The 26309-nt window shown below is 65.1% G+C and carries 27 protein-coding genes; 12 read left to right on the forward strand and 15 right to left on the reverse strand.

The genetic code is table 11. The features are described 5' to 3' along the window. Together ACFSM0_RS09745 and ACFSM0_RS09750 are read left to right on the forward strand one after the other, a co-directional pair. Nucleotides 1-783, forward strand: a complete 783-nt coding sequence (locus ACFSM0_RS09745; protein ID WP_377389800.1) for an ABC transporter permease — start codon at nt 1-3, stop codon at nt 781-783. Nucleotides 784-798: 15 nt separating this feature from the next. Beyond that, on the forward strand, nt 799-2298 hold the full coding sequence (locus ACFSM0_RS09750; RefSeq protein ID WP_377389802.1) for an aldehyde dehydrogenase: 1500 nt from the start codon (nt 799-801) through the stop codon (nt 2296-2298). A gap of 206 nt (nt 2299-2504) precedes the next feature. Here the strand turns inward: ACFSM0_RS09750 and ACFSM0_RS09755 are convergent, their stop codons facing one another. Continuing rightward, the gene (locus ACFSM0_RS09755) at nt 2505-3086 is read right to left on the reverse strand and encodes a GNAT family N-acetyltransferase (RefSeq protein WP_377389804.1); all 582 of its coding nucleotides are present in this window, start codon (nt 3084-3086) and stop codon (nt 2505-2507) included. Between the two features lie 174 nt (nt 3087-3260). On the opposite strand from ACFSM0_RS09755, the gene ACFSM0_RS09760 reads away from it, so the two are divergent. Beyond that, the gene (locus tag ACFSM0_RS09760; protein WP_377389806.1) at nt 3261-3614 is read left to right on the forward strand and encodes a cupin domain-containing protein; all 354 of its coding nucleotides are present in this window, start codon (nt 3261-3263) and stop codon (nt 3612-3614) included. A gap of 650 nt (nt 3615-4264) precedes the next feature. Beyond that, complete coding sequence (gene rocF / locus ACFSM0_RS09765; RefSeq protein WP_377389808.1) at nt 4265-5188, forward strand: arginase; 924 nt, start codon at nt 4265-4267, stop codon at nt 5186-5188. Here the strand turns inward: rocF and ACFSM0_RS09770 are convergent, their stop codons facing one another. From ACFSM0_RS09770 to argC, 4 genes are all read right to left on the reverse strand, one after another. Further along, a complete protein-coding gene (locus ACFSM0_RS09770) occupies nt 5189-5650 on the reverse strand; it encodes a holin family protein (protein ID WP_377389810.1) in 462 nt (153 codons plus the stop codon). It abuts the gene before it with no gap. Beyond that, nucleotides 5641-6252: a holin-associated N-acetylmuramidase gene (locus tag ACFSM0_RS09775; RefSeq protein WP_377389812.1), complete on the reverse strand. Its 612-nt coding sequence runs from the start codon at nt 6250-6252 to the stop codon at nt 5641-5643. The genes ACFSM0_RS09770 and ACFSM0_RS09775 overlap by 10 nt, the downstream gene beginning before the upstream one ends. 68 nt (nt 6253-6320) lie before the next feature. Then, nucleotides 6321-6764 (reverse strand): cytochrome c maturation protein CcmE, encoded by a 444-nt coding sequence (gene ccmE / locus ACFSM0_RS09780; RefSeq protein ID WP_377389814.1) that lies wholly within the window; start codon nt 6762-6764, stop codon nt 6321-6323. Nucleotides 6765-6833: 69 nt separating this feature from the next. Further along, a complete protein-coding gene (argC, locus tag ACFSM0_RS09785; protein WP_377389816.1) occupies nt 6834-7862 on the reverse strand; it encodes an N-acetyl-gamma-glutamyl-phosphate reductase in 1029 nt (342 codons plus the stop codon). A 76-nt stretch (nt 7863-7938) separates the two neighbouring features. Here argC and ACFSM0_RS09790 point away from each other — a divergent pair, with 76 nt between their 5' ends. Next, nucleotides 7939-8673: a DUF805 domain-containing protein gene (locus ACFSM0_RS09790; RefSeq protein WP_377389818.1), complete on the forward strand. Its 735-nt coding sequence runs from the start codon at nt 7939-7941 to the stop codon at nt 8671-8673. Here ACFSM0_RS09790 and ACFSM0_RS09795 read toward each other — a convergent pair. Beyond that, nucleotides 8646-9458 (reverse strand): glutamate racemase, encoded by an 813-nt coding sequence (locus ACFSM0_RS09795; protein WP_377389820.1) that lies wholly within the window; start codon nt 9456-9458, stop codon nt 8646-8648. The genes ACFSM0_RS09790 and ACFSM0_RS09795 overlap by 28 nt on opposite strands. A 246-nt stretch (nt 9459-9704) precedes the next feature. On the opposite strand from ACFSM0_RS09795, the gene ACFSM0_RS09800 reads away from it, so the two are divergent. From ACFSM0_RS09800 to grxD, 5 genes are all read left to right on the forward strand, one after another. Further along, nucleotides 9705-10613 (forward strand): LysR family transcriptional regulator, encoded by a 909-nt coding sequence (locus ACFSM0_RS09800; protein WP_377389822.1) that lies wholly within the window; start codon nt 9705-9707, stop codon nt 10611-10613. Between the two features lie 355 nt (nt 10614-10968). Further along, nucleotides 10969-13131, forward strand: a complete 2163-nt coding sequence (gene purL / locus ACFSM0_RS09805; RefSeq protein WP_377389824.1) for a phosphoribosylformylglycinamidine synthase subunit PurL — start codon at nt 10969-10971, stop codon at nt 13129-13131. Between the two features lie 9 nt (nt 13132-13140). Then, the gene (locus ACFSM0_RS09810) at nt 13141-14034 is read left to right on the forward strand and encodes a hypothetical protein (protein ID WP_377389826.1); all 894 of its coding nucleotides are present in this window, start codon (nt 13141-13143) and stop codon (nt 14032-14034) included. A gap of 119 nt (nt 14035-14153) precedes the next feature. Then, nucleotides 14154-14393, forward strand: coding sequence for a BolA/IbaG family iron-sulfur metabolism protein (locus ACFSM0_RS09815; protein ID WP_377389828.1), 240 nt, complete (start codon nt 14154-14156; stop codon nt 14391-14393). Nucleotides 14394-14428: 35 nt separating this feature from the next. Continuing rightward, a complete protein-coding gene (gene grxD, locus ACFSM0_RS09820; RefSeq protein WP_377389830.1) occupies nt 14429-14788 on the forward strand; it encodes a Grx4 family monothiol glutaredoxin in 360 nt (119 codons plus the stop codon). Between the two features lie 78 nt (nt 14789-14866). On the opposite strand, the gene ACFSM0_RS09825 is transcribed toward grxD, so the two are convergent. Further along, the gene (locus tag ACFSM0_RS09825; protein ID WP_377389832.1) at nt 14867-15370 is read right to left on the reverse strand and encodes a hypothetical protein; all 504 of its coding nucleotides are present in this window, start codon (nt 15368-15370) and stop codon (nt 14867-14869) included. A 183-nt stretch (nt 15371-15553) separates the two neighbouring features. Further along, nucleotides 15554-15895, reverse strand: a complete 342-nt coding sequence (locus tag ACFSM0_RS09830) for a hypothetical protein (protein WP_377389834.1) — start codon at nt 15893-15895, stop codon at nt 15554-15556. Between the two features lie 176 nt (nt 15896-16071). Between ACFSM0_RS09830 and deoC the strand changes: the two genes are divergently transcribed. Beyond that, entirely contained in the window at nt 16072-17025 is a 954-nt protein-coding gene (deoC, locus tag ACFSM0_RS09835; RefSeq protein ID WP_377389836.1) for a deoxyribose-phosphate aldolase, read from the forward strand. A 7-nt stretch (nt 17026-17032) separates the two neighbouring features. Then, on the forward strand, nt 17033-19219 hold the full coding sequence (locus ACFSM0_RS09840) for an aldehyde dehydrogenase family protein (RefSeq protein ID WP_377389838.1): 2187 nt from the start codon (nt 17033-17035) through the stop codon (nt 19217-19219). Between the two features lie 78 nt (nt 19220-19297). Here ACFSM0_RS09840 and ACFSM0_RS09845 read toward each other — a convergent pair whose 3' ends face one another. From ACFSM0_RS09845 to ACFSM0_RS09875, 7 genes are all read right to left on the reverse strand, one after another. Then, nucleotides 19298-19942, reverse strand: coding sequence for a DUF1523 family protein (locus tag ACFSM0_RS09845; RefSeq protein WP_377389840.1), 645 nt, complete (start codon nt 19940-19942; stop codon nt 19298-19300). Nucleotides 19943-19951: 9 nt separating this feature from the next. Beyond that, nucleotides 19952-20218, reverse strand: coding sequence for a hypothetical protein (locus tag ACFSM0_RS09850; RefSeq protein WP_377389842.1), 267 nt, complete (start codon nt 20216-20218; stop codon nt 19952-19954). Continuing rightward, entirely contained in the window at nt 20215-21645 is a 1431-nt protein-coding gene (locus ACFSM0_RS09855) for a DUF6638 family protein (RefSeq protein WP_377389844.1), read from the reverse strand. The genes ACFSM0_RS09850 and ACFSM0_RS09855 overlap by 4 nt, the downstream gene beginning before the upstream one ends. Then, nucleotides 21642-23579 (reverse strand): AAA family ATPase, encoded by a 1938-nt coding sequence (locus tag ACFSM0_RS09860; RefSeq protein WP_377389846.1) that lies wholly within the window; start codon nt 23577-23579, stop codon nt 21642-21644. The genes ACFSM0_RS09855 and ACFSM0_RS09860 overlap by 4 nt, the downstream gene beginning before the upstream one ends. Before the next feature lie 10 nt (nt 23580-23589). Beyond that, complete coding sequence (locus ACFSM0_RS09865) at nt 23590-24714, reverse strand: hypothetical protein (RefSeq protein ID WP_377389848.1); 1125 nt, start codon at nt 24712-24714, stop codon at nt 23590-23592. Beyond that, the gene (locus ACFSM0_RS09870) at nt 24715-25779 is read right to left on the reverse strand and encodes a coiled-coil domain-containing protein (RefSeq protein WP_377389850.1); all 1065 of its coding nucleotides are present in this window, start codon (nt 25777-25779) and stop codon (nt 24715-24717) included. Between the two features lie 238 nt (nt 25780-26017). Beyond that, nucleotides 26018-26266 carry a DUF167 domain-containing protein gene (locus ACFSM0_RS09875; RefSeq protein WP_377389852.1) on the reverse strand — a complete coding sequence of 83 codons (249 nt, stop codon included), beginning with the start codon at nt 26264-26266 and terminating at the stop codon, nt 26018-26020. Between the last annotated feature and the right edge of the window lie 43 nt (nt 26267-26309).

A 26309-nucleotide genomic window follows, 5' to 3' on the forward strand; every position in this document is an offset into this window, starting at 1 on the left:
ATGAAACAGCTTTTGTGGTGGCAAAAGGGGATGGTCGGCTTCGTCTTTGGCGTGCTGGCGTTCCTCTACCTGCCGATCGTCGTTCTGGTCGTCTTTTCCTTCAACGACAGCAAGGTGACCTCCTTTCCGCTTTCGGGCTTCACATGGCATTGGTATCAGGCGGTTTTCGCCAATGCGCAGATGCTGACGGCGCTGAAAAACAGCCTGATCGTCGCGGTCTGTGCCACCGGGCTCACGCTGAGCATCGGCACGCTCGCCGCGCTGGCGCTCGACCGGCACACGTTTCCGGGCAAGGGGCTTTTCCGCAATGCGATCCTTTTGCCGCTCAGCCTGCCGGGGCTCGTGACCGGGATCGCGATGCTCAACTTCTACAAGCAGATCGGCATTCCCCAAAGCCTGACCGCGGTGGTGATCGGCCATGCGACAGCGCTTTTGGGCGTGGTGGTCAGTCAGGTCATGGCGCGGCTTGCCAAGACCGATCACCGGCAGCTTGAAGCCTCGGCCGATCTCGGCGCCGGCCCGGTCGAGACCTTCTTTCGGATCACCCTGCCCGCGATCCGGCCGGCAATCCTGGGCGCGGGGCTTCTCAGCTTCACGCTCAGCTTCGACGAGATCCCGGTGACCTATTTCCTCACCGGGCGCGACATCACCCTGCCGATCTACATCTATTCCACGCTGCGCCGTGGCATCACCCCCGAGATCAACGCCATCGGCTCGATGATCGTTCTGGTCTCGCTTCTGCTCATCATCCTCTCGGTCGGCCTGCTGCGCGACCGCAAATAACCCAGGGAGAAAATCATGAACGACTATACCTTGGCCTATTGGCAGGGGCTTGCCGAAAAGGTGAGCCTGCGCACCCGTCATTTCATCGGCGGCGAATATGCTGCCTCGGCCGATGGCCGCAGCTTCCAGACGATCAACCCCGCGAATGGCGCGGTGCTCGCAGAAGTGGCACGCGGCGGTCAGGCCGAGATCGACAAGGCCGTCTCCGTCGCCCGCAAGGTCTTTCGTTCCGGCGTCTGGTCCAAGATGGAGCCGCGCGAGCGGATGGCGGTGATGGAGAAATTCGCCGCGCTGATCGAGGCCCATGGTGAGGAATTTGCCATTCTCGACAGCCTCGACATGGGCAAGCCGGTGATGGACATGATGAACATCGACGTGCCCTTCTCGGCCACCACAATCAAGTTCTTCGGGGAATCGATCGACAAGTTCCACGGGCAGGTGACGGCCACGGCCAGCACGGCGCTGCATTACATCCTCAATCAGCCCTTGGGTGTTGTCGGCATCATCACACCCTGGAACTATCCGCTGATGATGGCGGCCTGGAAGATCGGCCCGGCGCTGGCCACCGGCAACTCGGTGGTGCTGAAACCGGCCGAGCAATCGCCGCTCTCGGCCTGCCTTCTGGCGGAACTCTTCATCGAGGCGGGCGGCCCGCCCGGCGTTTTGAACGTTGTCCAGGGGCTCGGCGAAGAGGCAGGCAAGGCGCTGGCTTTGCATATGGATGTCGACAAGATCGCCTTCACCGGCTCGACCGAGGTTGGCAAGCTTTTGATGATCTATGCCGGTCAGTCGAACATGAAGCGCGTGACGACCGAATGCGGCGGCAAGACCCCGCAGATCATTCTGGGGGACTGGGACGATCTTGATACCGTCGCCACCTATGCGGTGAACGGCATCTACGGCAATCAGGGCGAGGTCTGCAATGCGGGCTCGCGCATCCTTGTGGCCAAGGAGCTGCACGACGCCTTTGTCGAAAAGTTCATCGCCACCGCAAAGCAGAATTTTATCGTCGGCAACCCGCTTGATCCGGCGACGACGATGGGGCCCTTGGTCACCACCGAACAGCAGGCCCGGGTTCTGGGCTATATCGACAAGGGCCGTGCCGAAGGCGCGGTGCTGGCGCTTGGCGGCGGCACGCCCGCGACGCTTTCGAACGGCGCCTATGTGGAACCGACGCTTTTCACCGGGGTGAACAATGCGATGACCATCGCGCGCGAGGAAATCTTTGGCCCGGTCGGCACGATCATCCCGATCGACGGGCTCGAAGACGGGCTCGAGATCGCGAATGACTCGCCTTACGGCCTGGCCGCCTCGATCTGGACCCGCGATCTGACCAAGGCGCATACTTTCGGGCGCGACATGGAGGCGGGCGTGTGCTGGGTGAACTGCTTCGATCATGGTGACATGACCTCGCTTTGGGGCGGCTTCAAGCAGACCGGCAACGGCCGTGACAAGTGCTTCGAGGCGCTGGCGCAATACACCCAGACAAAATCGGTCTGGGTCAATCTTGGCTGAGGGTTCATGCCCCGCGCGTCCCGCTTGCGCGGGGCGCGCAAGCGTCACTCCAAGCCGCGGGAACGGGCCAAACCCAGCTCGGCCTGCTCTTCGCCACCGCGTTTCGACGTGATGTCAGGCGGAGACAGGCGGGGGACTTCCCTGGATCATGTGTCACGCGGATCGGACAAGGCTTGTGCCACCGCGAATGGCCCCGCCGCAGGCGGTCAGAGGGCGGAGAGGGGCTTTGTAAACAAGATCCACTCGCATGCATCAACCTGCCAATCGGCTTTCACGACCGGGCGACGGGCCACCTCCTGATAGCCTTTGGCCGCATAAAGGCGCAGCGCATCGTGATGCGTGTCTTCGGCGATCAGGCTGATGGCGCGGTGACCGGCGGCAGCGGCAACGGCCTCGGCATGGGCCAGAAGCGCGCTGCCGAGGCCCCGGCCACGAAACGCGGCATAGCTGGCCAGAACGTTCAGATACCACGCCCCGGGCGCAAGCGCCTCAAGCTCCAGCAACGGCACGAAGATCGCCGGCGTGCCCGGATCAATCGGGCCGGGCTCTTCTTCGGCGGCATAGCCCAGCAAACAGGCGGCAACCTCGCCATCGAGCTCGGCAACCCAGGCGTTGCGGTACGAAAAATTCCCCGTCTCCCGTGCGGCGCGCTCCCGCCCGAGGGCCCAAGGGTCGCCATCCGGGCCAACCGTCTTGCGCCAGAAATGCAGCGGCAAGTCATCGGCTGCCATATTGATGAAGCGCACCAGATGGTCGGCATCCGACGCTTGTGCCGCACGAATTTCCATGATCGTTTCCTGCCCTGTCAGCCTTCGCCACGCGCTTTTGTTTTGACCGATTTCCCGCAGGCTCGCCAGCCCCTTCGCCGATCGCAGAGCCCTGCGGGGATCATCTGGCTTGCGCTGCGCCCGGCTGCCGCCTACCAAGTGCCCTGAGCGATAACGCGCATCATGAGGACAGATATGAGCACCACGGTTTTCCGCTTTCCCGCACCGGGGCCGGAGCCCATCACCACCGATCTGGCCGGGTGGGTCAAGGTCGAGGGCAATCCGACGATGCGTTACTGGGTTCAGCACAGCTCGCTTGATGGCAGCATGATCTCGGGCACCTGGGAGGCAACCCCCGGCACTTGGCATGCGAGCTACGAGTTTTACGAATTCGTCCACCTGATCGAAGGCCGCATCACCATCACCCCCGACGGTGGCGCCCCGATCACGCTGGTGCCAGGCGATGCCTTCACCGTTGAGCCGAGCTTCAAAGGCACCTGGGTCATCGAAGAACCCGTGCGCAAGCACTTCGCCATCAAGCTGAAATAAGGCGGAGTTCTGCCGCACATGTCTCGCGAGCGTTTCATCTCGTGAAGCCAGCGGGGTCGCTGGCTGTCACGCGCAGCCCCCCCCCGACCGACAAGACCAGGGCCTCGCCCGGCAACAACCGGGCGCTCACCAATTGCTGCAATCCAGACCGGCCTGACGATGAAGGTGCTGATCGGCTGGACCGCGCGGCGCGAGCAGGCCCGGAAGGTCACCCTCCCCTGCCGGGGATCGGACGGGCCGTTGCACCTGTGGGTCGAGCGCCGGGCCTCAAGGTCGAGGGCCGGGCGCGTGACCGGAAGCGGATCAAAACCCGTCCGGGGACTGTTTTCCCGAGGCACACGGGAGATCCGCGACGCCGTCCTGAACCGCTTCACCGCGCGTTCCCCGCGTCTGCGCGGCCAGAGCTTTGGCCTGCCCGAGGCAAGCGGCGCGGCGCGGCGGCATCATCCGCTCAGAGCCGCAAAGCGAGGGATCGGGAAAGGCCCTTGGCCTGCGGCTCCCCCACGGATATTTGAGCAAAATCAAAAAACAGCGGCGGGCTTCGACTTTGTCCAAATATCCCGGGGTGAATTGCCCCGCAGGGGCAAGAGGGGCAGCGCCCCTTTTCTCGTGCCGCTCCCCGCGCTAGGTTTGGCCCAAAGGAGAGCACCATGCGCCAGACCTGTATCCTGATCGGAGCCCCTGTCGACAGCGGGCAAAAACGGGCGGGGTGCCTGATGGGCCCGGCCGCCTACCGCGTGGCGGGGCTTGCCGAGGCGCTGACAACGCTCGGCCATGAGGTGATCGACCGGGGCGATGTCGCGCCGGTGCCGCATGCCCCGATGACGCATCCAAATCCCGCCGTGCATCATCTGGCCGAAACGCTCGGCTGGACCGAGGCCCTGGCGCAGGCCGGGCGCGCGGCAGCCGCCGAAGGTTTTCCGATTTTTCTCGGCGGCGATCACTCGCTGTCGCTCGGCTCGGTCGCGGGGGTGGCCGCGCATGCCAAGGCTTTGGGGCGTCCGCTGTTTCTGCTCTGGCTCGATGCGCACACCGACTTTCACACCCCGCAAACCACCGAATCGGGCAATCTCCACGGCACGCCGGTGGCCTATATCTCGGGCCGTACGGGCTTTGAGATGTTCCCCCCCTTCCCCGCGCCGATCCCGGGAAACCAGATCTGCATGCTCGGCATCCGCTCGGTCGATGAGGCCGAGCAGCGCGCGCTGATCCCCGAAGAGGTGGAAATCGCCGATATGCGCGTGCTGGACGAGCGCGGCATTGGCGCCCCCTTGCGCGAATTTCTGGCCAAGGTGGCGGCGGCGGACGGTCTGCTCCATGTCTCGCTCGATGTCGATTTTCTCGATCCCTCGATCGCGCCCGCCGTCGGCACCACCGTGCCCGGGGGCACCACCTTCCGTGAGGCGCATCTGGTGATGGAGCTTTTGCACGAATCCGGGCGCGTCACCTCGCTCGACCTTGTCGAGCTGAACCCGTTCCTTGACGAGCGCGGGCAGACGGCGCGGCTGATGGTGGACCTTGTCGCCTCGCTGATGGGGCGCAAGGTGTTTGACCGTCCGACCCGGCAGTTTTGATCAGCTCTTGCCCATCAACTCGGCGAGCGCGGCATTCTCGGGCGCGGCAAGCGGGGGCGGGGGCGGGCGATTGCGGAAGTGATAGGCCTCGCGCGCGCCGAAATAGAAGCCGACGATCGCGCCCAAAAGCCACCAGAGCGGCTCGGGCACCTGATCAAGCCCCCTCATGCGCACGCCAAACCCCGCCGGGTCCACCATCGCATAGACGAAAAGCCCGAGTGTGCCGAGCGCGAGCAGGGGGCGCGGCAGGCGGTTGAGCCCGTTCACGAAGCGGTCGAACAGCCCCGGCCGCGCATATTGAAACTCTGCGCCATGTTCATCGAGCGCGGCGAGATGGGCCGCCGCCTCGGCCTCAAGCCGTTTTGTGGCATTGGGCATGAACACCTCGGCCACCGAGGTCACGGCCCCGCCGATTGCGGCGGACGCCGCGGGGCTGCCCAGAACCTTGCCGATCACCCCCATTGTGCCACCCGCGCGTGATGCTGCGCCGCGCTCAGATGGAAGCGCGGCGAGATGAATTCCTCGGCGCGCAGAATCCAGCCGCCCTTGCCGCCGCGCCGGGTGGTGGCATATTTGCGGCTCGCCGGGCGACGGTCTGCAAGCGCATAGTAATAGTTGCGCCGCGCGATCCCGTAAGCATCCGCAAAAAGCACCGGGTCGGGCGCCGCAGCCGCGCGCGCCGCGGCCACCGTTTGCGGGCCGATCACCCCATCAACCCCAACCTTCTGGCCCATCCGCCCGAGCAATTCTTGCAAGATGCGGATCGCCTGTGCGCCGGCATTCACCTGCATGTCGAACACGGAAGGCTGCACCGCCTGCGGCAGCAGGTCGATCTTCGGGCCGTGGAAATAGTGTTTCACGAAAATCTCGACCGCCTGATCGCGGCTGAGCCTGCGCAGATCGCGCGCATCCACCTTGCCGTCGCCGGTCAGGTCCCGCCCGAGCCGCTTGAGCGTGGCAAGCGTCACGCCGTGCTGCGTTGCGCCCCCCGGATCATCGGGGTCATTCACATAGCCCCCCTCGCGGGCGACGATTTCCCTTGCGATGTCTTCAACAGATTTCATGCCGCTCCCCATGTCAGAGGGGAAAGGCTCGCGAAATCAGATTAACGGCGCGATGCGGGAGCGCGCGCTCAGCTGTTCGGGTCGCGGTAAACGCCCTGCTCTTTCAGCGCGTCGGTCACTTCCTTGGGCATGTAATTCTCATCGTGCTTGGCGAGAATTTCTTTCGCCACGAACACGCCATCGACCATCGAGCCGGTGCCGACCATGCCCTTGCCCTCGCCAAAGAGGTCGGGCAGCACACCGGTGAACTGCACCGGGATCGTGGCGCCGCCATCGGTGACGGCGAAGGTCACAGTCTCGCCCTGCCCGCGCTGGAGTGTGCCTGCCTCGACCAGACCGCCAAGCCGGAACACCTCACCGGGGTTGGGCGGTTCGGCTGCAATCTGCGAGGGCGCGCGGAAGAAGTTGATACCGTCGCGCATGCCATAGCCGATCAGCGCGGTGGAAAGCGCCAGCGCCACCCCGGCCACGGCCAGCACCTGAATGCGCCGCTTTTTCTTGAGGTTCTTCATCGCGATTCCTCCGCGTCCGTTCGCGCCGGGATCAAAGGCACATATGGGAGAGATATTCCCTGACCGAGATCAAGGAAAGACCGGTGCGAGCATCAGCCCCATCGTTTCGGGGAGCCCCAGCATCAGGTTGGCGTTTTGCAGCGCCTGCCCCGAGGAGCCCTTGGTGAGGTTGTCGATCGCCACGGTCACCAGCGCGCGGCCCGGCAACCGGTCGCCCGTCACGCCCAGATGCACGAAGTTCGATCCCGCAACAGAGCGGGTCGAGGCGAGCTGGCCGAAGGGCAGCACCTCAAGGAACACCTCCTCGCTGTAGCGTGCCGCCAGCGTGGCGTGAATTTCCTCAGCATTCCCGCGCACATAGACGGTGCCCAGAATGCCGCGGTTGAACGGCATCAGATGCGGGGTGAACTGCACCAGCACCGGGCGCCCCGCGATCTTGGAGAACTCCTGATCGAACTCGCCCAGATGCCGATGCTTGCCGCCCGCCGAATAGGGCATGGTGCCGCCCGAAAGCTCGGCATGCAGAAGGTTTTCCTTCAGGCTGCGGCCCGCGCCCGAAACCCCCGCCTTGAGGTCGATCACGATCTCGTCAAGGTCGATCACGCCCGCCGCAATCAGCGGGCGCAGCGCATATTGCCCGGCCGCGGCGTTGCAGCCGGTGCCCGCGCAAAGCCGCGCGCCCCGGATCTCGTCGCGGTAAAACTCGGTCAGCCCGTAAACGGCTTCCTGTTGCAGATCCACCGCGGCATGGGGCTTGCCATACCACTTTTCGTATTCCGCCGGGTCGCGCAGCCGAAAGTCGGCGGAAAGATCGACCACCTTGAGATCGCGCGGCAGCTCCTTGATCACCGCCTGCGAGGTGGCATGCGGCAGCGCGCAAAAGGCAAGATCAACCGCCGCGAAATCAATTTCCTCGATCTTGCACAGATCCGGCAGGCCGAGGTGGCGCAGATGCGGAAACACCTCGCCCATCTTCATCCCCGCCTTTCGGTCCCCCGAAAGCGCCACGATCTCCAGTTCCGGGTGGGTGGCGATGATCCGCACAAGTTCGGCGCCGGTATAGCCCGAGGCCCCGAGGATGGCGATTTTCTGGGTCATGATGGTCTCCGCGGTTGTGGCCCTGTCCTGCCTCAGGCTAACTTCTCACGCAAGCAAACTTTGCATGAGGACGGCAATGGCGAAGGCGTGGCATTATGCCTGGCAGGGCAAATCCGAGGGGCCGGTCGATGCGCCGATGATGGGCGATCTGATCCGCGCGGGCCGCGTGCGGGCGGAAACGCTGGTCTGGTCGGAGGGCATGGGCGAATGGGAGCGCGCCGATCAGCACTTCCCCTTTGCCAAACCCCTGAGCCCCGAGCCGCTCGCGGGCCCGCCGCCTCTGGGCAACGCCGCCCCGCCCCTTCACGGCGCCCCGCCCCATCACAGCGCGCCGGCACGCAGCTTTTTGGAGGCGGTGCAGGTCTGTTTTCAGAAATATGCCACCTTCCGGGGCCGCGCGAGCCGGTCGGAATACTGGTTCTTTCAGCTTTTCATCCTGCTGGGCACCCTGCTCACCTCGCTTCTGGAGGGCGGCATGGGCCGCGACGGTCAGGTGATCAGCGGGCTCTTCTCCTTGGCAACCTTCCTGCCCAGCCTCTCGGCTGCGGTGCGCCGGTTGCATGACACGAACCACTCGGGCTGGTGGATCGGCGCCTTTTATCTGTCGTTGATCCCGGTGTCGCTCGTGGTCGGCTTCATCGCGGCCTCGCTCACCCCGCATGGAAGCGAAAGCGCGATCCTCGGCGTCGTCACCGTCGCGCTCGCCGTGCTCGCGCTGGCCTACACGATCCTGATACTGGTGTTTCTCGTCAGCCGCGGCACGCCGGGGCCGAACCGCTTCGATCAAGCGGCCTCAAAACGGATCGGCTGACGCAAGAACTGCGTTGCATGCACCGAAACCGAGGCCGGATCGCCCGTGGTCAGGTATTTGGAAACCGTGCCCGTGCCCAGAAAGGCGGGCCGCCGGGCAAGATAGTCGCTCAGGCTCTCGGCCACGAGATTGGCCTGGCTGTAAACTTTCACCTGAGGCCCGAGCGCTTCCTGAAAGGCGTCTTGCATCAGCGGATAATGCGTGCAGCCAAGGATCGCCGCCTCGGGGTGGGGCATGCGCCGCTTCAGCGCCTCGACATGGCTTTTCACCAGCGCCTCGGCGAGAATTTCATCCCCCGCCTCGATCGCATCCACCACACCGCCGCAGGGCTGCGCCTCCACATCAACGCCAATCGCGCGATACGCCAACTCGCGCTGAAACGCGCGGCTCGCCACCGTCGCGGGCGTGGCAAACAGCGCCACATGCTTGACCGCCACTTCGCGCGGGGGCGAGTTGTCCCCCCATTTGCGCTCGGTCAACGCTTCGATCATCGGCACAAACACCCCAAGCACGCGCTTGTCTTTCGGGATCCAATGCTCCTGCATGCGCTTGAGCGCGGCGGCCGAAGCGGTGTTGCAGGCAAGGATCACCAGATCGCAGCCCTCCTCCCACAGCCGCTCGACTCCCTTGCAGGTCAGGTTGAAAATGTCATCTGCGTCGCGCACCCCGTAGGGCGCATGGGCATTGTCGCCATAATAGACAAAGGCCACATCGGGCAGCCGGTGCGAGACCGCACGATGCACGGTCAGCCCGCCGAGCCCACTGTCGAACACTCCAACCGCCATCCCTGCCTCCCTCTCGCCGCCGTTCAAGCGGCCCTCTCTTCGGTTCTAAGCCTCTAGCCCACGGAAATAAACGCCTTTTGCGTGCACGAACGCGACAGCGCTGCCTCAGACGGTGCAGATCCGCCGCGGCCAGAAAAAAGTTTGGGCGCTAACAGAGAATTTGAGTGAAAGTCATTTGTTAAGACCAGAGGGTTTAGGTATGCAGCGAACGCAAGACTGCTATGAACGGGTGCCGACGTGAACGGAATGGACTGGGACAAATTGCGAATCTTTCATGCGGTGGCCGATGCCGGCTCACTGACCCATGCCGGAGACGCATTGCACCTGTCGCAATCCGCCGTGAGCCGACAGATCCGCGCGCTGGAAGAATCCCTCGGCACGACGCTCTTCCACCGCCATGCCCGCGGCCTGATCCTGACGGAGCAGGGCGAGCTTCTGTTCGACGCCACCTCGACAATGGCGAAAAAGCTCGATTCCGCCGCCGCGCGGATTCGCGACAGCGAAGAAGAGGTGTTTGGCGAATTGCGCGTCACCACCACTGTCGGCTTTGGCACGATGTGGCTCGCGCCGCGGTTGGTGAAGCTTTACGAGCGCTACCCGGAGCTGAAAATCGACCTTCTGCTTGAGGAGCGGGTGCTCGACCTGCCAATGCGTGAGGCCGATGTGGCGATCCGCATGAAGGAGCCCGCGCAGGCCGACCTGATCCGCAAACGGCTGCTCAACATCCGCATGCGGCTTTATGCAACGCCCGAATACCTCGCCCGCGCGGGCCGCCCCGAACGGCTGGCCGACATGGGCACGCATCGGCTGATCTGCCAGAACCCGGCCACGCCGCAGGTGCAGGCGGGCGCGCAGCTCACCCAAAGCGTGATGGCGCAGGGCGTGCATTCAACGCTGATGGTGAACAACTACTTCGGCGTGTTGCAGGGCGTGCTGAACCATGTTGGCGTTGGCGTTCTGCCCGATTACCTGACCGCCGATTTCCCGCTTCTGGAGCGCGTGCTGCCGGAAATCGAATCGGTCGAGGTTCCGGTCTTCCTTGCCTACCCGGAAGAGTTGCGCTCCTCGCGCCGGGTCAACGCGTTTCGCGACTTCGTTCAGGAAGAGATCCTCGCCTACCGCCGCGCCCAGACCGGCGAGGCGGCGCTGGACTGAGGCGACAGCGCCGCCCCCCATCGCATCCCGGGAGCATTGCAGCCAAAGCCATGCCGCATGCGCATGGCGGCCATGCTGCAGTTGCGGCGCGTTTCCCCTTGAACGGTTTTCATTCTGCCCATAAATCAGGCTTCGAAGGCGGTCACCTGAGGAAACTCTGATCACCTTCTACCTCCCTGTTGGACTAAGGCCGAGCTTGTCTCGGCCCTTTTTTTATCCGGCAAGGCTCCCGCCCCCGCCAAATGCGCCGATCTCGCCGCCGCGCCCAGATCGCTGGCCTTTTCGTATCGCGCCCCTTTCCCCGCAGGCCCACATGCACTAAGGGAAACGCAACGAGCCGATGCCGGAGGAGCCGATGACCGAGCCGCAAATCACCCCCGACCTGATTGCCGCCCACGGGCTCAAGCCGGATGAATACGAGCGCCTTCTGGAAATCCTCGGTCGCGCGCCGAGCTTTACCGAGCTTGGCATCTTCTCGGCGATGTGGAACGAGCATTGCTCCTACAAATCCTCGAAAAAATGGCTGCGCACGCTGCACACCACCGGGCCGCAAGTGATCTGCGGGCCGGGCGAGAACGCGGGTGTGGTCGACATTGGCGACGGGCAGGCGATCATCTTCAAGATGGAGAGCCACAACCACCCGAGCTACATCGAGCCGCATCAGGGCGCGGCGACCGGCGTGGGCGGCATCCTGCGCGATGTCTTCACCATGGGCGCGCGCCCGATTGCGGCGATGGACAGCCTTTCCTTTGGCGTGCCGAGCCACCCCAAAACCCCGCATCTGGTGAAAGGCGTGGTCGAGGGCGTGGGCGGTTACGGCAACTGTTTTGGCGTGCCCAACGTCGGCGGCGAAGTGCGCTTCCACCCCTCTTATAACGGCAACTGCCTTGTGAACGCCTTTGCCGCGGGCCTCGCGCAGACCGACAACATCTTCTACTGCGCCGCCTCGGGCGTCGGCATGCCGGTGGTTTACCTTGGCGCCAAGACCGGGCGCGATGGCGTCGGCGGCGCCACCATGGCCTCGGCGGAGTTCGACGACACGATCGAAGAGAAACGCCCGACCGTGCAAGTCGGCGACCCCTTCGTGGAAAAATGCCTGATGGAAGCCTGCATGGAGCTGATGCAGACCGATTCCGTCATTTCGATTCAGGACATGGGCGCCGCGGGGCTGACCTGCTCTGCCGTCGAGATGGGCGACAAGGGCGGGCTTGGGATCAAGCTCAATCTCGATGCGGTGCCGCAGCGCGAGGCGCGCATGACCGCCTATGAGATGATGCTCTCCGAGAGCCAGGAGCGGATGCTCATGGTGCTCAAACCCGAGAAAGAGGCGGAAGCCCGCGCGATCTTCGAGAAATGGGATCTCGATTTCGCCATCGTTGGCGAGACCATCGCCGAGGATCGCTTCCTCATTCTGCACGGCAATGAGGTGAAGGCGGATATCCCGCTCTCCAAGCTCTCGTCCGCCGCGCCCGAATATGACCGTCCCTGGGTGCCGACGCCCGCCGCCGCGCCGCTTGAGGCCCTGCCCGAAATCACCCCCATCGCGGCGCTCAAGGCGCTGATCGGCTCGCCCAACTATGCGGCGAAAAACTGGGTGTTCGAACAATATGACACGCAGGTGATGGCCGATACCGTGCGCCGCCCCGGCCTTGGCGCGGGTGTGGTGCGCATCCACGGCACCAATAAGGCCGTGGCCTTCACCTCCGATGTAACGCCGCGCTACGTGAAGGCGAACCCGGTCGAGGGCGGCAAGCAGGCGGTGGCCGAGGCGTACCGCAATCTTTGCGCCGTCGGCGCGCTGCCGCTGGCCACCACCGACAACATGAACTTCGGCAACCCCGAAAAACCCGAGATCATGGGCCAGTTCGTTGGCGCCATTCAGGGCATCTCCGAGGCTTGCCGGGCGCTCGACTTCCCGATCGTGTCGGGCAACGTCTCGCTTTACAACGAGACCGACGGCTCCGGCATCCTGCCCACCCCGACCATCGGCGCGGTGGGGCTTTTGACATCGCTCGACGAACTGATCGGCGGCCTGCCTGCGGATGGCGACATCGCGCTCCTGATCGGCACCACCGCGGGGCATCTTGGCCAGTCGGCGCTGGCCGCCGAGGCCTTTGGCATCGAGGCGGGCGACGCGCCTGCGGTCGATCTTGCCGCCGAGCGCAAGCACGGTGAGTTCCTGCGCGCCCAGGGCCGGTGCGTGCATGGCGCGAGCGATCTCGCCGATGGCGGGCTCGCGCTTGCCGCCTTCGAAATGGCCGAAGCCGCGGGGCTTGGCATCCAGCTGGATGAAGCCGCGATTGACCAACTCTTCGGGGAAGATCAGGCGCGCTATCTCGTGGCCTGCGACGAGGCCGGGGCGCAAGCGCTCGAAGCCGCCGCCGCCGCCGCCGGGGTGCCCGTTGAACGCGTTGGCGTGTTTGGCGGGGCCGAGGTGATTTTCGGCACCGACCGCGCCCCGATGGCCGATCTGTCCAGCCTCTATCGCACCGCATTCGCCGCGGCGGTGGCCGGCTGAGGCGGGCGGATGGCCCATCTCCCTTCGATTGCGCTTCTCGTCGGGGCGCATAAAACCGCCTCGACGCATCTGCAAACAACGCTGCTTTCGGTGCGCGAGCGGCTCGCCGAAGAGGGCGTGGGCGTGGTTGGCCCGCGCGAGGTGCGGGAGTTCCTGCGCCCCGCGATGCAGCCGGAAAACCGCTCGCTGCCCGAAGTCGTGGCCCTTGCCCGCGCGGCACTCTCCCAGCTTTGCCCCGGCGCGCGCCATGTCGTGGTGATGGAAGAGAACACGCTCGGCGTGACCACCCGCAACTTGCTTCTGGGCGATGGCGGGCTCATTTATCCGTTCGCGACCCGGCGCCTGCGCGAGGCGCTGGCCTGTTTCAATGGCGCCGAGGTGCGGGTGGGACTGGCGATCCGGGACCCCGCCCGCTTTCTGCCCTCGTGCTGGAGCGAGCATCTGCTGATTGCCCCCTGGCAGCCGTTTCGAAGCTATGTTGCGGGGATTCCGCCCGATCTGCCGCGCTGGCTGTGGCTGACCAACCGGATGCTGCAAGCGACGGATGATCTGACGATCTGGACCTATGAGGATTATCCGGCGGTGCTGCCGCAGATCATCGACTGGGCCACCGGGCTCAAGGGCTTTGGCGCCACCGTAACCCCTTATGAGCTGGAGCCCCGCCCCGGGCTCAGCCAGCGCGCCGCCGAGATCGTGCATGCGCGCATGGCCGAAGACCCGGGGCGCGATCACAAGATGGTGTTGCGCCGCGCCCGCCGCGCCGCGCCGATCGGGCCGGACAATCCGCGCTTTGCCCCCTGGACGCCGGACGAGCTGGCCCTTTTTGCAGACAGCTACGCCGAAGACCTGCTCGAACTCGCCACCGCCTCGCCGGTGCGCTGGCTCACCCCGGCGCTGCGCTGAACCTCCGCGCGGCCACGGCGGGCGCGCCACTTGGCACGGCCCGCCCTCTTGCGCCCGCGCATCCCTCTTGCCGCACCCGGCCCCGCCCCCTAAATTGAAGCAGCAACAAGGAGTGCCCCATGCCGATGGAAGCCACTGACATCGAAGCCCTGATCCGTGCGGGCTTCCCCGATGCGAAGATCACCATCACCGATCTCGCCGGTGACGGAAATCACTGGGGGGCCGAGGTGATCGACGCCTCCTTCAAGGGCATGAACCGGGTGCAGCAGCAACGCGCCGTTTTCGCCGCGCTCAAGGGGGCGATGGACGGGCCGGATGCGCCGCTGCATGCGCTCGCGCTGACCACCAAGGCGGAATGACCCGCCCCTCCCCGCCTGACCAGAAGGACATCACCATGAGCGCGATCGACAAGATCAAGGAAGACATCGAAACCAACGATATCGTTCTTTACATGAAGGGCACTCGCGAGATGCCGCAATGCGGGTTTTCGAGCCGCGTGGCGGGGGTGCTCAACTACCTTGGCGTCACCTACAAGGACGTGAACGTGCTCGCCGATGCAGAGGTGCGTCAGGGCATCAAGGATTTCTCCGACTGGCCGACGATCCCGCAGCTTTATGTGAAGGGGGAGTTTGTGGGGGGCTGCGATATCGTCACCGAGATGACGCTCTCGGGCGAGCTCGACAAGCTCTTTGACGACAAGGGCATCGCTTATGACAAGGGCCGCGCCGACCAGATCCGCGCCGCCAACGCCTGACCCGCCGCCCAAGCGGCACCGGTTCCAGCAGTGCAAAAGGCCCCGCAGCTGCGGGGCCTTTTCATCTGCAAGGCCCTCTCAGCACGCGCGATAGCCCATGGAGATGAGCTGCGCGCCCGAAATCTCGAAATAGCCCCGGATCATGTAGCGCCCGGTCGTCATGTACCAGGTTTTCAGCGGCTCGCGGTAACTGCGCGCCATCTCTCGCGACCAGTATTCAAACTTCTCGGGCGCGACCGGATCGCCGCTCCGGCTCGGCCCGTGAAAGCCGAACACCGCCCGCGGCGCAACGCAGGCATTGGGCAAGCCCAGATACATCGTGCAGGCCGAAATGCAGGTGCCCCGCAGTTCGACCCGCTGGCCCGATGCCCGCAGCCGCTCGATTTCCTGACGTCGCGCGGCGAGATAGCCACCAATATCGGATTTGATCACCAGCGCCGGGCGGGCGGTGGCAAGGATGATATCCTGCGCCTCTGTCGCCCCCGTCGGAAAGCCGATCATCCCCATGAGCGCGATGCCGCGCAGCCCCGAGCGCGACGACCGGCATAACCGGCCCCACAGGCGAATGGCCTGCTTTTTCATGTCGTTTACCCCTTCGTTCCCACGTCGGGGCGTGGCTTTCATCCACCTGCATCCCGACACCCGCGAGCAGAGAACAACATTGGGGTTAAAGTGTGGTGTTACCGGGCGCTCCGGCGCCCGATCTTCGCTTCAAACTTGAGAAAAATAGGGCAGATTGGCCCCGGCACGGCGGGGCCGGGCGGCTCAGAGCCGCGCGAAGAACGGGTCCACGTCCCAATAGGCGATCAGATCGCGCGCCTTCTCGCACTTCATGTCAAGCAATTGCATGGCATAGACATCCATCGAGATCAGCGCCGCGAGCCGATAGCCCTGCATCGCCGCATCACGCACCGGGCTGGTCTTGGTGAAGGAGCTTTCAATCGCAGACGCGGCAGAGACAAGCGCAAAGCCCAGTTCAAGCGGCGGCTCATCGGGCCAGCGGTCGACCATCTCGCGCACAAGGCTGCGCCATGCGTCATCGCTGCGCATCAGACGCTCGATGGCATAGGCCACCCTCTCCTCGATTCGCAAAGACATCACGGTCATCGTCACCTCGATCCGTCCACCAATCGCAATTCCGGCCAATCTGCAATGGCCTCGGTGCAGTTTTCCCCAGTTTCGATGCCGCAGCGCGCGGCATCAAGAGCTCATTGCGGGCCGTGCCCCCGTTGAAGCCCGGCGTTGCACAGGCTAGCCTGTGCGCAACCAGCCACGGGCCCGAAATGACCAATCCCCATACTCGCAACTCCGGCACTGCCCTCACCCCCGCTTGGTTCGAGGACATTGCCGTCAACACGCCCGCCACCGAAACGCGTGCCGCCCGCCTCGGGGCGCGCCGTCCACTCAAAGGGGCATGGCGCGCCGCCTGGCTCGTCAACGCGATCCGCTGCATGGATCTGACCACGCTTGCGGGAGACGACACTCCGGCGCGGGTCACAAGGCTCTGCGCCAAGGCCCGCCGCCCGCTGGCCGAACCGGTGCTGGAAGCCCTCGGGCTCGACCGGCTGACCACCGCCGCCGTCTGTGTTTACCCTACCATGGTTCGTTCGGCTGTGCGTGCGCTCGATGGGTCAGGCGTTCCCGTCGCTTCCGTAGCAACCGGATTCCCATCGGGATTAATGCCGCTACCTTTAAGGTTAGAGGAAATCCGCTATGCCGTTGGCGAGGGCGCGGCAGAGATCGACATTGTGATCACCCGCGCCCATGTGCTGCGCGCCGACTGGGCCGCGCTCTACGACGAGATCGCGGCGATGCGTGAGGCTTGCGGCAGCGCGCATCTGAAGGCGATCCTTGCCACCGGCGATCTGCAAACGCTTTCCAATGTCTACAAGGCCTCGATGGTGGCGATGCAGGCGGGGGCCGATTTCATCAAGACCTCGACCGGCAAGGAAACGGTGAATGCAACGCTGCCGGTGTCGCTCACCATGGTGCGGGCCTTGCGCGATTATGGCGCGCGCACCGGCGTGCGGATCGGCTTCAAACCTGCGGGCGGGATGAAAACAGCCGCCGATGCGCTGGCCTGGCAGATCCTGATGAAGGAAGAGGTGGGGCGCGACTGGCTCACGCCCACGCTGTTCCGCCTTGGCGCCTCCTCGATGCTCGGCGCAATCGAAATGGCGCTCGAGACCCATGTCACCGGCCGCCATGCCGCCAGCCACCGCCACGCGCTTGCCTGAGGAAAAGATGCCTTCCGTGACCGACATCCTCGACACAATGGACTATGGCCCCGCCCCCGAGGCGCCCGAAGAGGCCCTCTCCTGGCTTGGCCTCCACAGCCCGTTTGGCCATTTCATCAACGGCGCCTTCACCGCGGCAGGCCCGGGCTTTGCGAGCCTGAACCCGGCCACCGGGGCGGTGCTCGCCGAAGTCTCGCAAGCGGGCGCGCGCGACGTGGCCGCCGCCACCGCCGCGGCGCGCGCCGCAGCCCCCGGCTGGGCGGCGCTTCCCGATCATGCGCGGGCCACGGCCTTGATGGCGCTCGCCCGGACCTTGCGCAAACGGCAGCGCTTCTTTGCGCTCCTCACCGCGCTTGATACCGGCACGCCCTTTGCCGATGTGATCGAGACCGATCTTCCGCGTGCGATCCGGGATTTTGCCCACGCCGCCGGGCGTGCCGAAACGCGCACGACCGACTTTCTGGGCCGGGCGCCCTTTGGGTGTGTGGGCCTTGTGTTGCCGGGCGACCTGCCCTTGCCAATGCTCACCGGCCATCTTGCTCTGGCGCTCGCGGCCGGTGCAACCGTGGTGGTCAAACCCTCCGAGCACAGCCCGCTCTGCGCGCTCGCCCTTGCCGCGCTGTGCACCGAGGCGGGCCTGCCGCCGGGCGTGGTCAATGTGATCACCGGTGACGGCGCGACAGGCGCAGCCCTTGCCCAGGCCGATATTGACGCCCTCACCTTCGTGGGCCGCGCCGAGACTGCGCGCGGCCTGCGCCTCGCCATGGCGGGGTCGGGCAAGGCGCTGAGCCTCGCGCTGCATGGCAAGTCGACCCATATCGTCTTTGCCGATGCCGATCTTGACGCCGCTGTCGAAGGGGTGGTGGAGACTGTCTGGTGCCGCACCGGAGCCTTTGCCCCCGTGGGCGGGCGCCTTCTCGTGGCAGAGGCGGCGCTCGATTGCTTCACCGAAAAACTGGTCGAGCGCATGGAGCGGCTGACCCTTGGCGACCCGCTTGACGGCGGCACGGATCTCGGCGCGCTCTTGCATCCGGGGCGGCGTGATCAGGTGCAGGCGCGGGTGAGCGAAGCGCGCGCCGCGGGCGCATCGCTGGTGCAGCCCGAGATGGCGCTGCCGGCCGCCGGCGCATTCTGCCCGCCGGTGCTGCTTTTGGGCACAGAGCCCGCCAACCCCTCCTACAGCGCCGAGATCCCCGGCCCCGTGGCAACGCTCACAAGCTTCCGCACCCCTGCCGAAGCGCTTGAACTTGCCAACAGTTTCCGCACCGGTTTGGCGGCCACGATCTGGACCGAAAACACCACCCTCGCGCAGGAGATCGCGCAAGAGGTCATCGCCGGGGTCGTCGGGATCAACACCCCGCCCCGTGCCGATGCGGCAGCCCCCGCAGGCGGAATGCGCGAAAGTGGCGCCGCGCGGATGGGCGGAGCCGCGGGCCTCAAAAGCTTCCTGCAACCCTCGCCGGTGCCCGGCTGTGCCGAGCCCGCCGCCTCTGGCGGTGGCGCATCGCAGGCCGCGGCGGTCGACACGGCGGTGAGCGCAGCCCTCAAGGCGAGCGGCTGGGGCAAGAAGAGTGCCACTTCCCGCGCCGAGACGCTTTATGCGCTTGCCGAAGCGCTCGCTTCACGCGCCGACGCGCTCGCGGCCAAGCTCTCTGCCGCGGGCCATGACCCGGAACACGCCACGCAAGCGGTTGCGCTTGCCTTCCGCGTTGCCGCCCTCGCCGACCGTGCCACGGGCGAAAGGATCGCAGCACAGGCCAAAACGCTCACCCTGACACAGCAAGCGCCTTTGGGCGTGATCGGCATCGCCTGCCCGACAGCGCAGCCGGTCCTCGGCTTTGCCGCGCTGGTGCTGCCCGCGCTCGCGATGGGCAACAGTGTCGTCGCGCTCCCCGCGCCGCCGCTTGCCGATTTGGCCGGCCTTGTCCATGGCGCCGGTCTGCCCGCCGGGGCACTCACCCTGATCTCCGGCCCGCGGGATGACTTGGCCGGCACCCTCGCGCGCCACGATGGGGTTGACGCCCTCTGGTATGCCGGAACCGCCGCGGGCGCCGCGGGCGTCACACGCGAAAGCACCGGCAACCTCAAGGCGCTCTGGTGCCCGACCGAGCGCGACTGGAGCGCACAACCGCTCTCCGAAACGCTCGAACAGGCGGTGCAGATCAAAACGATCTGGGCCCGCTACGGCGCATAAGAAAGCCGCGTCCCAACGGGCGCGGCTTTCCTTTTGTCGCGATGCAATCCGGCTGTCCGGGGCTCTGCCCCCCCCGGATCAGCGCTTGGTCAGATCATCAAACTTGTCACGGGCACGGCCACCATATTCCTCGGCCTTGTCCGTCACATCTTCGATCACATCCGCCACGTCTTCGAGCACCGGGTCAATCGACCGGCGGCGGAACTGGATCCAGAGCGCGCGCACCGTCAGCACGAACATGATGAAGAGCGTCAGGAACACGATGTTGAACCACGGGATCACGGTCACATCCTTGCTCTCGACGGCGCGGATCGCCACCGCATTGGGGAAGATCGACAAGATCTCGCTGCGCCAGCCGTAATGGGTGATCACCGCCCATTTCGGGTTCTCGGCGTTTGATTTCATATCCTCCGCCTCGGTCAACAGGTTGGCCGTGTCAAACTTGAAATAGGGCGGCCAGCCCCAGCCGGTATCCTCGTTGCGGTAAACAACCGGCTGACCATCGGCGGTCACCGCCGAGATGAACTGCACGTCGCGATTGGTCAGATTGCCCGACTGGTCCTCCGGGCTCGACCAGAAGATCCGCGTCCAGTCGCCCAGATCCTGCCGCTCCTGATAGGTGTTCACCACCCGCACCACATCATGCTGCGGCAACGTATAGTGCAGGAAGGCGGCGACGATCACCGTCACCAACGTCCAGAAAGTCCATTTCACATATGTCATTGCAGCCTCTCAGTTCACGAAATAGATCAGCGCGCCCACGATCAGATAGGGCACAAGCACGACGAGCCAGAGACCCCGCCGCAGCCAACTTTTCTTGAAGTCTTCCATCTCAACGTCGATGAAGGCCTCGCGTTCCATTGCGCCGCCGGCTTCGCCCCGATCCCAAGCATTCTCGAGGCTCTCGCGCTTGCGCGAGGTGACATAGAGGCGCAGCGCCCAATAGCTGACAAAGGCCAGAACGCCCTCGATCAGCAGAAGTCTCGCAAATCCAATCATTGCCGCCTTCTCCCTACCGCCCCCCAGGGGCCAACAAGGTCAATCGGATCGTGCCCCGGCCGCATTTCCCCCACGGCGCGACCCCAAGGCCCGGCCATTGGCGGAACCGGCGGCGGCACGGAAGGCGGCATGGCGCTGCCCGGCGCATCGGTGCCGGGCTCTTCCATTCCGGGCTCGGGGCCAAACAGCCGCGCCCGCGCCCCGGCCTTGTCGATCTGATACTCCCTTTCCAGAAAATCCGCCACCCAGGCCCGCTTTGCCTCGGGCCAGCCCGCATAGGCACGGTAAAAGGCCTCCTTGTGGCAGATGAAGAGTTGGCGCACATCCATCGGGCAAAGCTCGGCCAGAAGCCGGTTGACAAGGTCACGCAACGGGCCCGGTCGGGCGCGCAAGGTGTAGAAATAGCCCGGATCTTGGCTGGTGATCTCGGGCCAGGGGGCGCCGGCCTCCAGCCAGCGCAAAAGCGCCGCGAGCGCCTCGAACTCGGGCGGCAGCGCCCCGCCCAGCGCCTGCGCAACACCGCGCAGCGCCTGCCGGTCGCCCGCCCCGATGGGCAGCCCAAGCTCGGCCCCCGCCGCGACCAGAATGAAATCCATCTTCTGCCGCAAGACCGCGCCAATATCCGGGCGGCGTGCCCGCACGATCGGCTCAACAAGGCCGTTGCGGTCAAGGTATCGGGCGATGGCGTTGCGATCCGCCCCCCTGAGCGCGGCGAGCGGCATCGTCTCGGGCATCTCCCCCATGAAGATCGCCCCTTTCTCGGCGGGGGTGCGGAAGAGGTAAACGCCGCCAAAATGCGCGGTCCAGAAATCCGGCGTCTCGAAGCGTGTGGTCTCCAGCCGCACCGGGGTGCGCATCACATCGCCCGTCTTGCCCGCGCGCGCGATCATCTCGGCAATCAGCGCATCGTCATGCCAGGCCTCGGGCTCGGTGCGAAAACGGGTGATCAGCGCGGCGAGCTTTTCCGCCTCGGCAATATGATTGCCGGTGGTATCCGCGATCACCTCTATCCGGCGCAGGTCCAGAAGCTGCGACGGTTGCTCCAGCCGGAACACGGTATCGGCAAGCTCGCCCAGCACCGCATCGCGCGCGGTGAGCGAAAAGAGCTGTGCCTCGTTCTCGGTGATGAAGGCGCGCAAGATCGCGCGTTCGGTCGAAAACGTCGCCTCAAGGAGCGGCGCGCCTTTCTGCTCGGTCGAGAGCAGGATGAACTGGCGGTTCACGCCATGGGGGTTGAGATAGCGGGGGTCTCCGAGTTCATCGCCCACTTCCGGGCTGTAGCCCGAAATATCAATATGGAAGGCAGCAAGCGCCGTGGTCTTGCCGGCAAGCTTGCTCAAGGCGCGGTTGTAGCGCTCGATCAGCGCCGGGCCCTCGACGCGGATCAGGTTGCCAAACATCAGCCCCTTGTCGATCAGCCGTTTCATGGCGCGCGCTCCGCAAGATAGCGCTGCTTTGCCTCCTCAGAGCGCGCCATGTCGCGCACCATCGTGTCGATGGCCACTTCGTCGGATGTGTCGGCATAGCGAAATTCGCTGTCGGCGTAGCGGTTGATCTCCTGCACCACCATTTCGGCGGTGATCGGGCGGCGCAGCTCCGCGATCATCGCCAGCTTCACCTCATAGGGCTGAAACAGAAACAGATCGGGCTCTTCCATCCATGCATCAGGGAGTTCAAAATCCATCGCGCGCACCTTCACCGCATCGGTGATGTTCTTGATCGCGCGGCCGGTAAAGCGGGGATCGGCCTTTTGGATCGCCTTCAGATAGCTCCCGAGTTTTTCAAGCGTGTCGAGCGCGCCAAGCTCGCGCTCGATGACGGCATGAACCGCCGCAAGCCCCGCCTCGGCGGGGCGGTTGTGGCGGGCAAAGCTCTCGGCCACGGCGCGCTGGATCTCTTGGGCGGCATAAAGATCGTGATCGCCCAAGGGGATCTCGTGGTTCTTGCCCAGAAGCAGCGCCAGAATGTCGATGTAATCGGCGCGGCTCTGCGGCCCGTCGACCAAAAACCGCGCCCCGGCGCGCTGGCGCAGCGCGTCATCGACATTTTCGGGGAAGTTGGAAAACATCCCAAAGGTGCAATTGCCGCGCACCACGGTATTGGCGCCGGCGAAAGCCTCCATCAACACCGCCGTCACCTCCTGCTGCCCAGCCGATGACTGCCGGTCGCCGCGCTTGCCCGCGATCTGGTCGATGTCATCCACCGTGCCAAAGCCGATCACCGCGGGGTCCATGATAGTGGAGATGAAGGCTTTTGCGTTTTGCCCTGACTTGCCCTGATAGCTGTCGATATTGTCGATGCCAAAGTTCTGGTAGCGGAACGGATAGCCCGCGACCGTGCAATACCCGTTCAAGAGCCCCGCCATCATCTGAATGAGCGTGGTCTTGCCCGTGCCCGGCGCGCCATCCCCCATGAAGGTGAAGATGAAGCCGCCCAACTCGGCAAAGGGGTTTTTGCGGCGCTCGAAATCATAGGCCATCAGCATCTTCGCAAGCCGCAGCGCCTGATATTTGGCGATATGGTTGCCCACCACCTCCTCGGGGCGCTTGAACGGCATCACCAGCGTTGTGGATCGCGCCCGCGAGGCCGGGGCAAAGCCCGCAATCGGCAGATCATCCGCCGCCACCCGCCATGCCGCCCCGGTAAAGGCCCCGATCCGTGCCGCGCCCTCCCCCCGCGCGCGCGCCTTGGCAGACAGCGCCTCGGCAAAGGCGCGCACGGTGGCAATGAGCCGCGCCCCGTCCGTGGCAAAGCTCGCAATATCCTGATCGAGTTCCCAAAGCGCGCCGTGGAGTGCAAGCATCGGATTGTCGCTCAACACCTCCTCGACGGCGCCGATCTCAACCCCCTCCTCCCCCGCCTGATCGGTGAGCAAAAAGGCGAGCGCATTGGCAAAAGTGCCCAGCACCGCAAAGCTCTCGGCGGCCAGAAGCTCGGAAAACTCGCTTCGGCGCGGCGCGGGCAAGCGGCCCTCGAAATTGGCCTTTTTCAACTCGCGCAGTCCCGTGACCTCAGCAAAGGCCTCGCCGATGGCAAGCGCAATCGCAAGGCTGCGGCGCAGATCCTGCCCCACGGTCGCCGCCGCAGGGGTGGGCAGCACGTCGCCCGTGGCCGCCGCGATCCGCTCGAGCAACCGCACCCCCTCGGGGGGCGCGCCGGGCCGGGTCACAAGCCCCGGCGTGGTGGAGCGAAACCGCCGCATCCCGGTGGCAACGCCCGTGGAGCGCTCTGCCCCCTCGGGCGGGCGCGGCTTTGCGAGCCGGGGCACATGCTCAAAGCCCTGCAGCATCGCCTCAATCGCCGGGTAATGCGCGCGGATCGCCTCTTCGCGCAGCTCCATTTCGTCGCGTTGCCCGCTCATGCTCTCCCCCTCACTCGGTCACCAGCACCCGATCTCCGGCCCCCACCACGAATTTGCGCACCTCGGCAAAGCCCGGCGGGTTCAGCTCGGCCAGCGCCTGATAGGGCCGCTGGGGCAAAATGAGCGCGCGGCGCATGCGCGTGGCGCCGCGCTCTGCCCCCGCGCCCGAAAGCGGATCAAGCGCAAACACCTCCCGCTCGGTGGCGGAAAACCAGCCCTTCTCCAGCTCCACCCGCGCGCTTTCCAGCTCTTCCACGGTCCAAGCGAGCGCCCAATCGGCGCCATCGGGCGCCTGCGCGCTCTCCAGCACATCGCGGATCGGGCCGGTCTGAAGCGTATAGGCGCGCGAATACATTGGCCCAAGGTGAATGCGCAAAAGCCGCTTCGGGTGCAGGTCGTCAAAATCGGCATCAATGCCCTTGGCGATGGTGATCAGCTTGAGTTCACTCATCGATTGCGCCAGCAGATGCGCCACCAGCCGCGCGCGCCGCCCCGCATCCTGCAGCAGCCCAAGGCGGCCACTGTCTTCCAGTTCCAGCACATGGATCACCGGCAGGTTCAACTGGCTGTCATAAACGGCCCAGTTGAGGCGCAGCCGCGCCCGCCCGTTTTGCGCCGCGAGCGGGGCGATCTCGGGCTCCATCTGCGGCCAGAACAGCCCGCCTGCCGCCAGCGCCTCAAGGTAGAGCCGCTGGCTGAGCGCATATTGCAGATCTGTCGGCGCCGCACGCTCGGAGAGGATGCGCCGCACCATCTGCTCTTTGAGCGCGGCGGCACGTTCCATCTGCGCAAGGCACACGGGCGCTTGCGCCGCATCATTGGCGAGCGTGGCAATCTCCTGAAAGATCGGAAAGCCGCTCTCATGCAGGTCAATCGTCAAATGGCGCTGCGCCAGCCCCCGCATCCGCCCGGCGATCAGATATTTGAGCGAAAGCGCATGAAAGCTCGCCGAAAGCGCCTGCGCATAGCTGACAAGGATCGCACTCTCGGAAGGCGCAAAACCGCCCTGCGCCTCCATCTGCCGCACCACGCCCTGCAAGATCGCGGTGATGCGGGCAAATTTGGCAAAATAGCGCCGCGCCGCCCCCTCATCCTCAAGCGGCTTGTGATCGCGGGTCAGATCGGTCTGGACCACTTAGCCCCCGTAAAGGTTCTTGTCGTGTTTCTCGACGATGGCGGCAAAGCGGCGGGCAAAACGCGCGTCTGCCTTGGCCTTGTCTTCCAGCACCTTGCGCGCAAAGACCATCTGGTCACCATGGGCCTCGAGCATCTCCGCCATGCGCCGGTTGGTGGCCGCGCCGATCCCCGCCATCGCCGCCTGCGCCTCCTGGTCCGTCTTCACGCCGATTTCGTTGATGCGGTGCGCAATATCTTGCTGCTGCGCGGTTTTGAGCGATTTTGTGAGCGCATCATAAAGCACCACGCGCTGCCTGGTGTCGATCATCAGCTTGTTGATCAGCACCATCTGCGTCGCGGCCTGATTGGTGAGGCTGTCCACCCAGGTCTTGCCCTGCTCGACATAGCGCTCAAGGGTCTGGCTTTTGGCAAGCCCGACCTGCTCATCTTGCACCAGCGCATTGTAGCGCAGGTTGAGCTCGGCCAACTCCGTCTCAAGCCGGGTGCGCGCGGCGGCATCCTGCTCGACCGCGATCTTGTTCTCCATCTCGATGATCCTCGGATCAAGCGCAAGAATCTCGGCGCGGGTCTTTTCCAGTTCCGCCACGGTCAATTCGCGCTCGTCGAGCGTCAGCTTGAGGGTCGTCTCCACCTTCGCCTTTTGCGCGTTGAGAATGGCAAGCTGGCCTTCCAGAAGCGTGACAATCGTGTCGGATTTGGCAATCAGATCCTGCAGTTTCGCATCAATCGAGGCAGCGCGCAGCCGCTCGGCCCGCATCGCCTCCGCCTTGCCCTTGGAGAAAAGGCCAACAAAGCTTTCCATCCCGGATTTCGAGCGCAGCCCGTCAAATTCTTTCGAGAACCCGGCCGTGACATCGTCAAGCCCCATGATCAGCTCGGCAATATTGGCGTTCATCGCATCGGTATGAGCCTGCACATCGGCAAGCGTTGCGGTCTCGATATCAAGCGCGGCCGTGGGCTCGGCGCGCACGCGCGACACCTGCGCCGTCACGGCAGAAATCTTCGCCTGCGCCTGCGCCACCTGACGCTTGCTCTCTTCGATCTGCGCATCCAGGCCGCTCATCCGATCCTCCGATGTTAATTCGATTTACGAAATGGGACGCGAGCCCGGGCTTGTGAAGACCCCGCGCAAAAAAGGCCCGTCAATTCGCGCCCCGACCGCCAGCCCCGCGCTCTGCCCCGGCCGCATCGGACCACGTCAAAGGCCGAGAATGAACATCGCGGGGCTCATCTTCGACTTTGTGCAAATATCCCGGGGGTGAGGCGCAGCCGAGGGGGCAGCGCCCCCTGCCCGGGCCGCCTCAATCGAGGCGGAAAACCTTGTCGCGCGCGGTCTCGCCGCGGATCAGCGTGAGCCGGCTTTTCGCCACGCCGAGGCTTTTGGCGAGAAGCTTGACCACCGCGGCATTGGCCTTGCCGCCCTCGGGCACAACCGTCACATAGGCGCGCAACCCCTCCTCCCCCGCCACGATCTCGTTGCGCGAGGCCTTGGGGGTGACGCGCAGCGCGATTTCCGCACCGGGGGTGGCGAGATGGCTCAGATCGGTCATGCCCTTTCCTAGCGCGCCGCACACCAAAACGGAACCGGCGCAC

This window comes from Rhodobacter lacus (genome assembly GCF_042683065.1).
Classification (GTDB): domain Bacteria; phylum Pseudomonadota; class Alphaproteobacteria; order Rhodobacterales; family Rhodobacteraceae; genus Rhodobacter; species Rhodobacter lacus.

Coding starts and splice junctions, on each gene's coding strand:
- ACFSM0_RS09745 (WP_377389800.1), top strand. CDS start 1: ATGAAACAGCTTTTGTGGTGGCAAAAGGGGATGGTCGGCTTCGTCTTT.
- ACFSM0_RS09750 (WP_377389802.1), top strand. CDS start 799: ATGAACGACTATACCTTGGCCTATTGGCAGGGGCTTGCCGAAAAGGTG.
- ACFSM0_RS09755 (WP_377389804.1), bottom strand. CDS start 3,086: ATGGAAATTCGTGCGGCACAAGCGTCGGATGCCGACCATCTGGTGCGC.
- ACFSM0_RS09760 (WP_377389806.1), top strand. CDS start 3,261: ATGAGCACCACGGTTTTCCGCTTTCCCGCACCGGGGCCGGAGCCCATC.
- rocF (WP_377389808.1), top strand. CDS start 4,265: ATGCGCCAGACCTGTATCCTGATCGGAGCCCCTGTCGACAGCGGGCAA.
- ACFSM0_RS09770 (WP_377389810.1), bottom strand. CDS start 5,650: ATGGGGGTGATCGGCAAGGTTCTGGGCAGCCCCGCGGCGTCCGCCGCA.
- ACFSM0_RS09775 (WP_377389812.1), bottom strand. CDS start 6,252: ATGAAATCTGTTGAAGACATCGCAAGGGAAATCGTCGCCCGCGAGGGG.
- ccmE (WP_377389814.1), bottom strand. CDS start 6,764: ATGAAGAACCTCAAGAAAAAGCGGCGCATTCAGGTGCTGGCCGTGGCC.
- argC (WP_377389816.1), bottom strand. CDS start 7,862: ATGACCCAGAAAATCGCCATCCTCGGGGCCTCGGGCTATACCGGCGCC.
- ACFSM0_RS09790 (WP_377389818.1), top strand. CDS start 7,939: ATGGCGAAGGCGTGGCATTATGCCTGGCAGGGCAAATCCGAGGGGCCG.
- ACFSM0_RS09795 (WP_377389820.1), bottom strand. CDS start 9,458: ATGGCGGTTGGAGTGTTCGACAGTGGGCTCGGCGGGCTGACCGTGCAT.
- ACFSM0_RS09800 (WP_377389822.1), top strand. CDS start 9,705: ATGGACTGGGACAAATTGCGAATCTTTCATGCGGTGGCCGATGCCGGC.
- purL (WP_377389824.1), top strand. CDS start 10,969: ATGACCGAGCCGCAAATCACCCCCGACCTGATTGCCGCCCACGGGCTC.
- ACFSM0_RS09810 (WP_377389826.1), top strand. CDS start 13,141: ATGGCCCATCTCCCTTCGATTGCGCTTCTCGTCGGGGCGCATAAAACC.
- ACFSM0_RS09815 (WP_377389828.1), top strand. CDS start 14,154: ATGCCGATGGAAGCCACTGACATCGAAGCCCTGATCCGTGCGGGCTTC.
- grxD (WP_377389830.1), top strand. CDS start 14,429: ATGAGCGCGATCGACAAGATCAAGGAAGACATCGAAACCAACGATATC.
- ACFSM0_RS09825 (WP_377389832.1), bottom strand. CDS start 15,370: ATGAAAAAGCAGGCCATTCGCCTGTGGGGCCGGTTATGCCGGTCGTCG.
- ACFSM0_RS09830 (WP_377389834.1), bottom strand. CDS start 15,895: ATGACCGTGATGTCTTTGCGAATCGAGGAGAGGGTGGCCTATGCCATC.
- deoC (WP_377389836.1), top strand. CDS start 16,072: ATGACCAATCCCCATACTCGCAACTCCGGCACTGCCCTCACCCCCGCT.
- ACFSM0_RS09840 (WP_377389838.1), top strand. CDS start 17,033: ATGCCTTCCGTGACCGACATCCTCGACACAATGGACTATGGCCCCGCC.
- ACFSM0_RS09845 (WP_377389840.1), bottom strand. CDS start 19,942: ATGACATATGTGAAATGGACTTTCTGGACGTTGGTGACGGTGATCGTC.
- ACFSM0_RS09850 (WP_377389842.1), bottom strand. CDS start 20,218: ATGATTGGATTTGCGAGACTTCTGCTGATCGAGGGCGTTCTGGCCTTT.
- ACFSM0_RS09855 (WP_377389844.1), bottom strand. CDS start 21,645: ATGAAACGGCTGATCGACAAGGGGCTGATGTTTGGCAACCTGATCCGC.
- ACFSM0_RS09860 (WP_377389846.1), bottom strand. CDS start 23,579: ATGAGCGGGCAACGCGACGAAATGGAGCTGCGCGAAGAGGCGATCCGC.
- ACFSM0_RS09870 (WP_377389850.1), bottom strand. CDS start 25,779: ATGAGCGGCCTGGATGCGCAGATCGAAGAGAGCAAGCGTCAGGTGGCG.
- ACFSM0_RS09875 (WP_377389852.1), bottom strand. CDS start 26,266: ATGACCGATCTGAGCCATCTCGCCACCCCCGGTGCGGAAATCGCGCTG.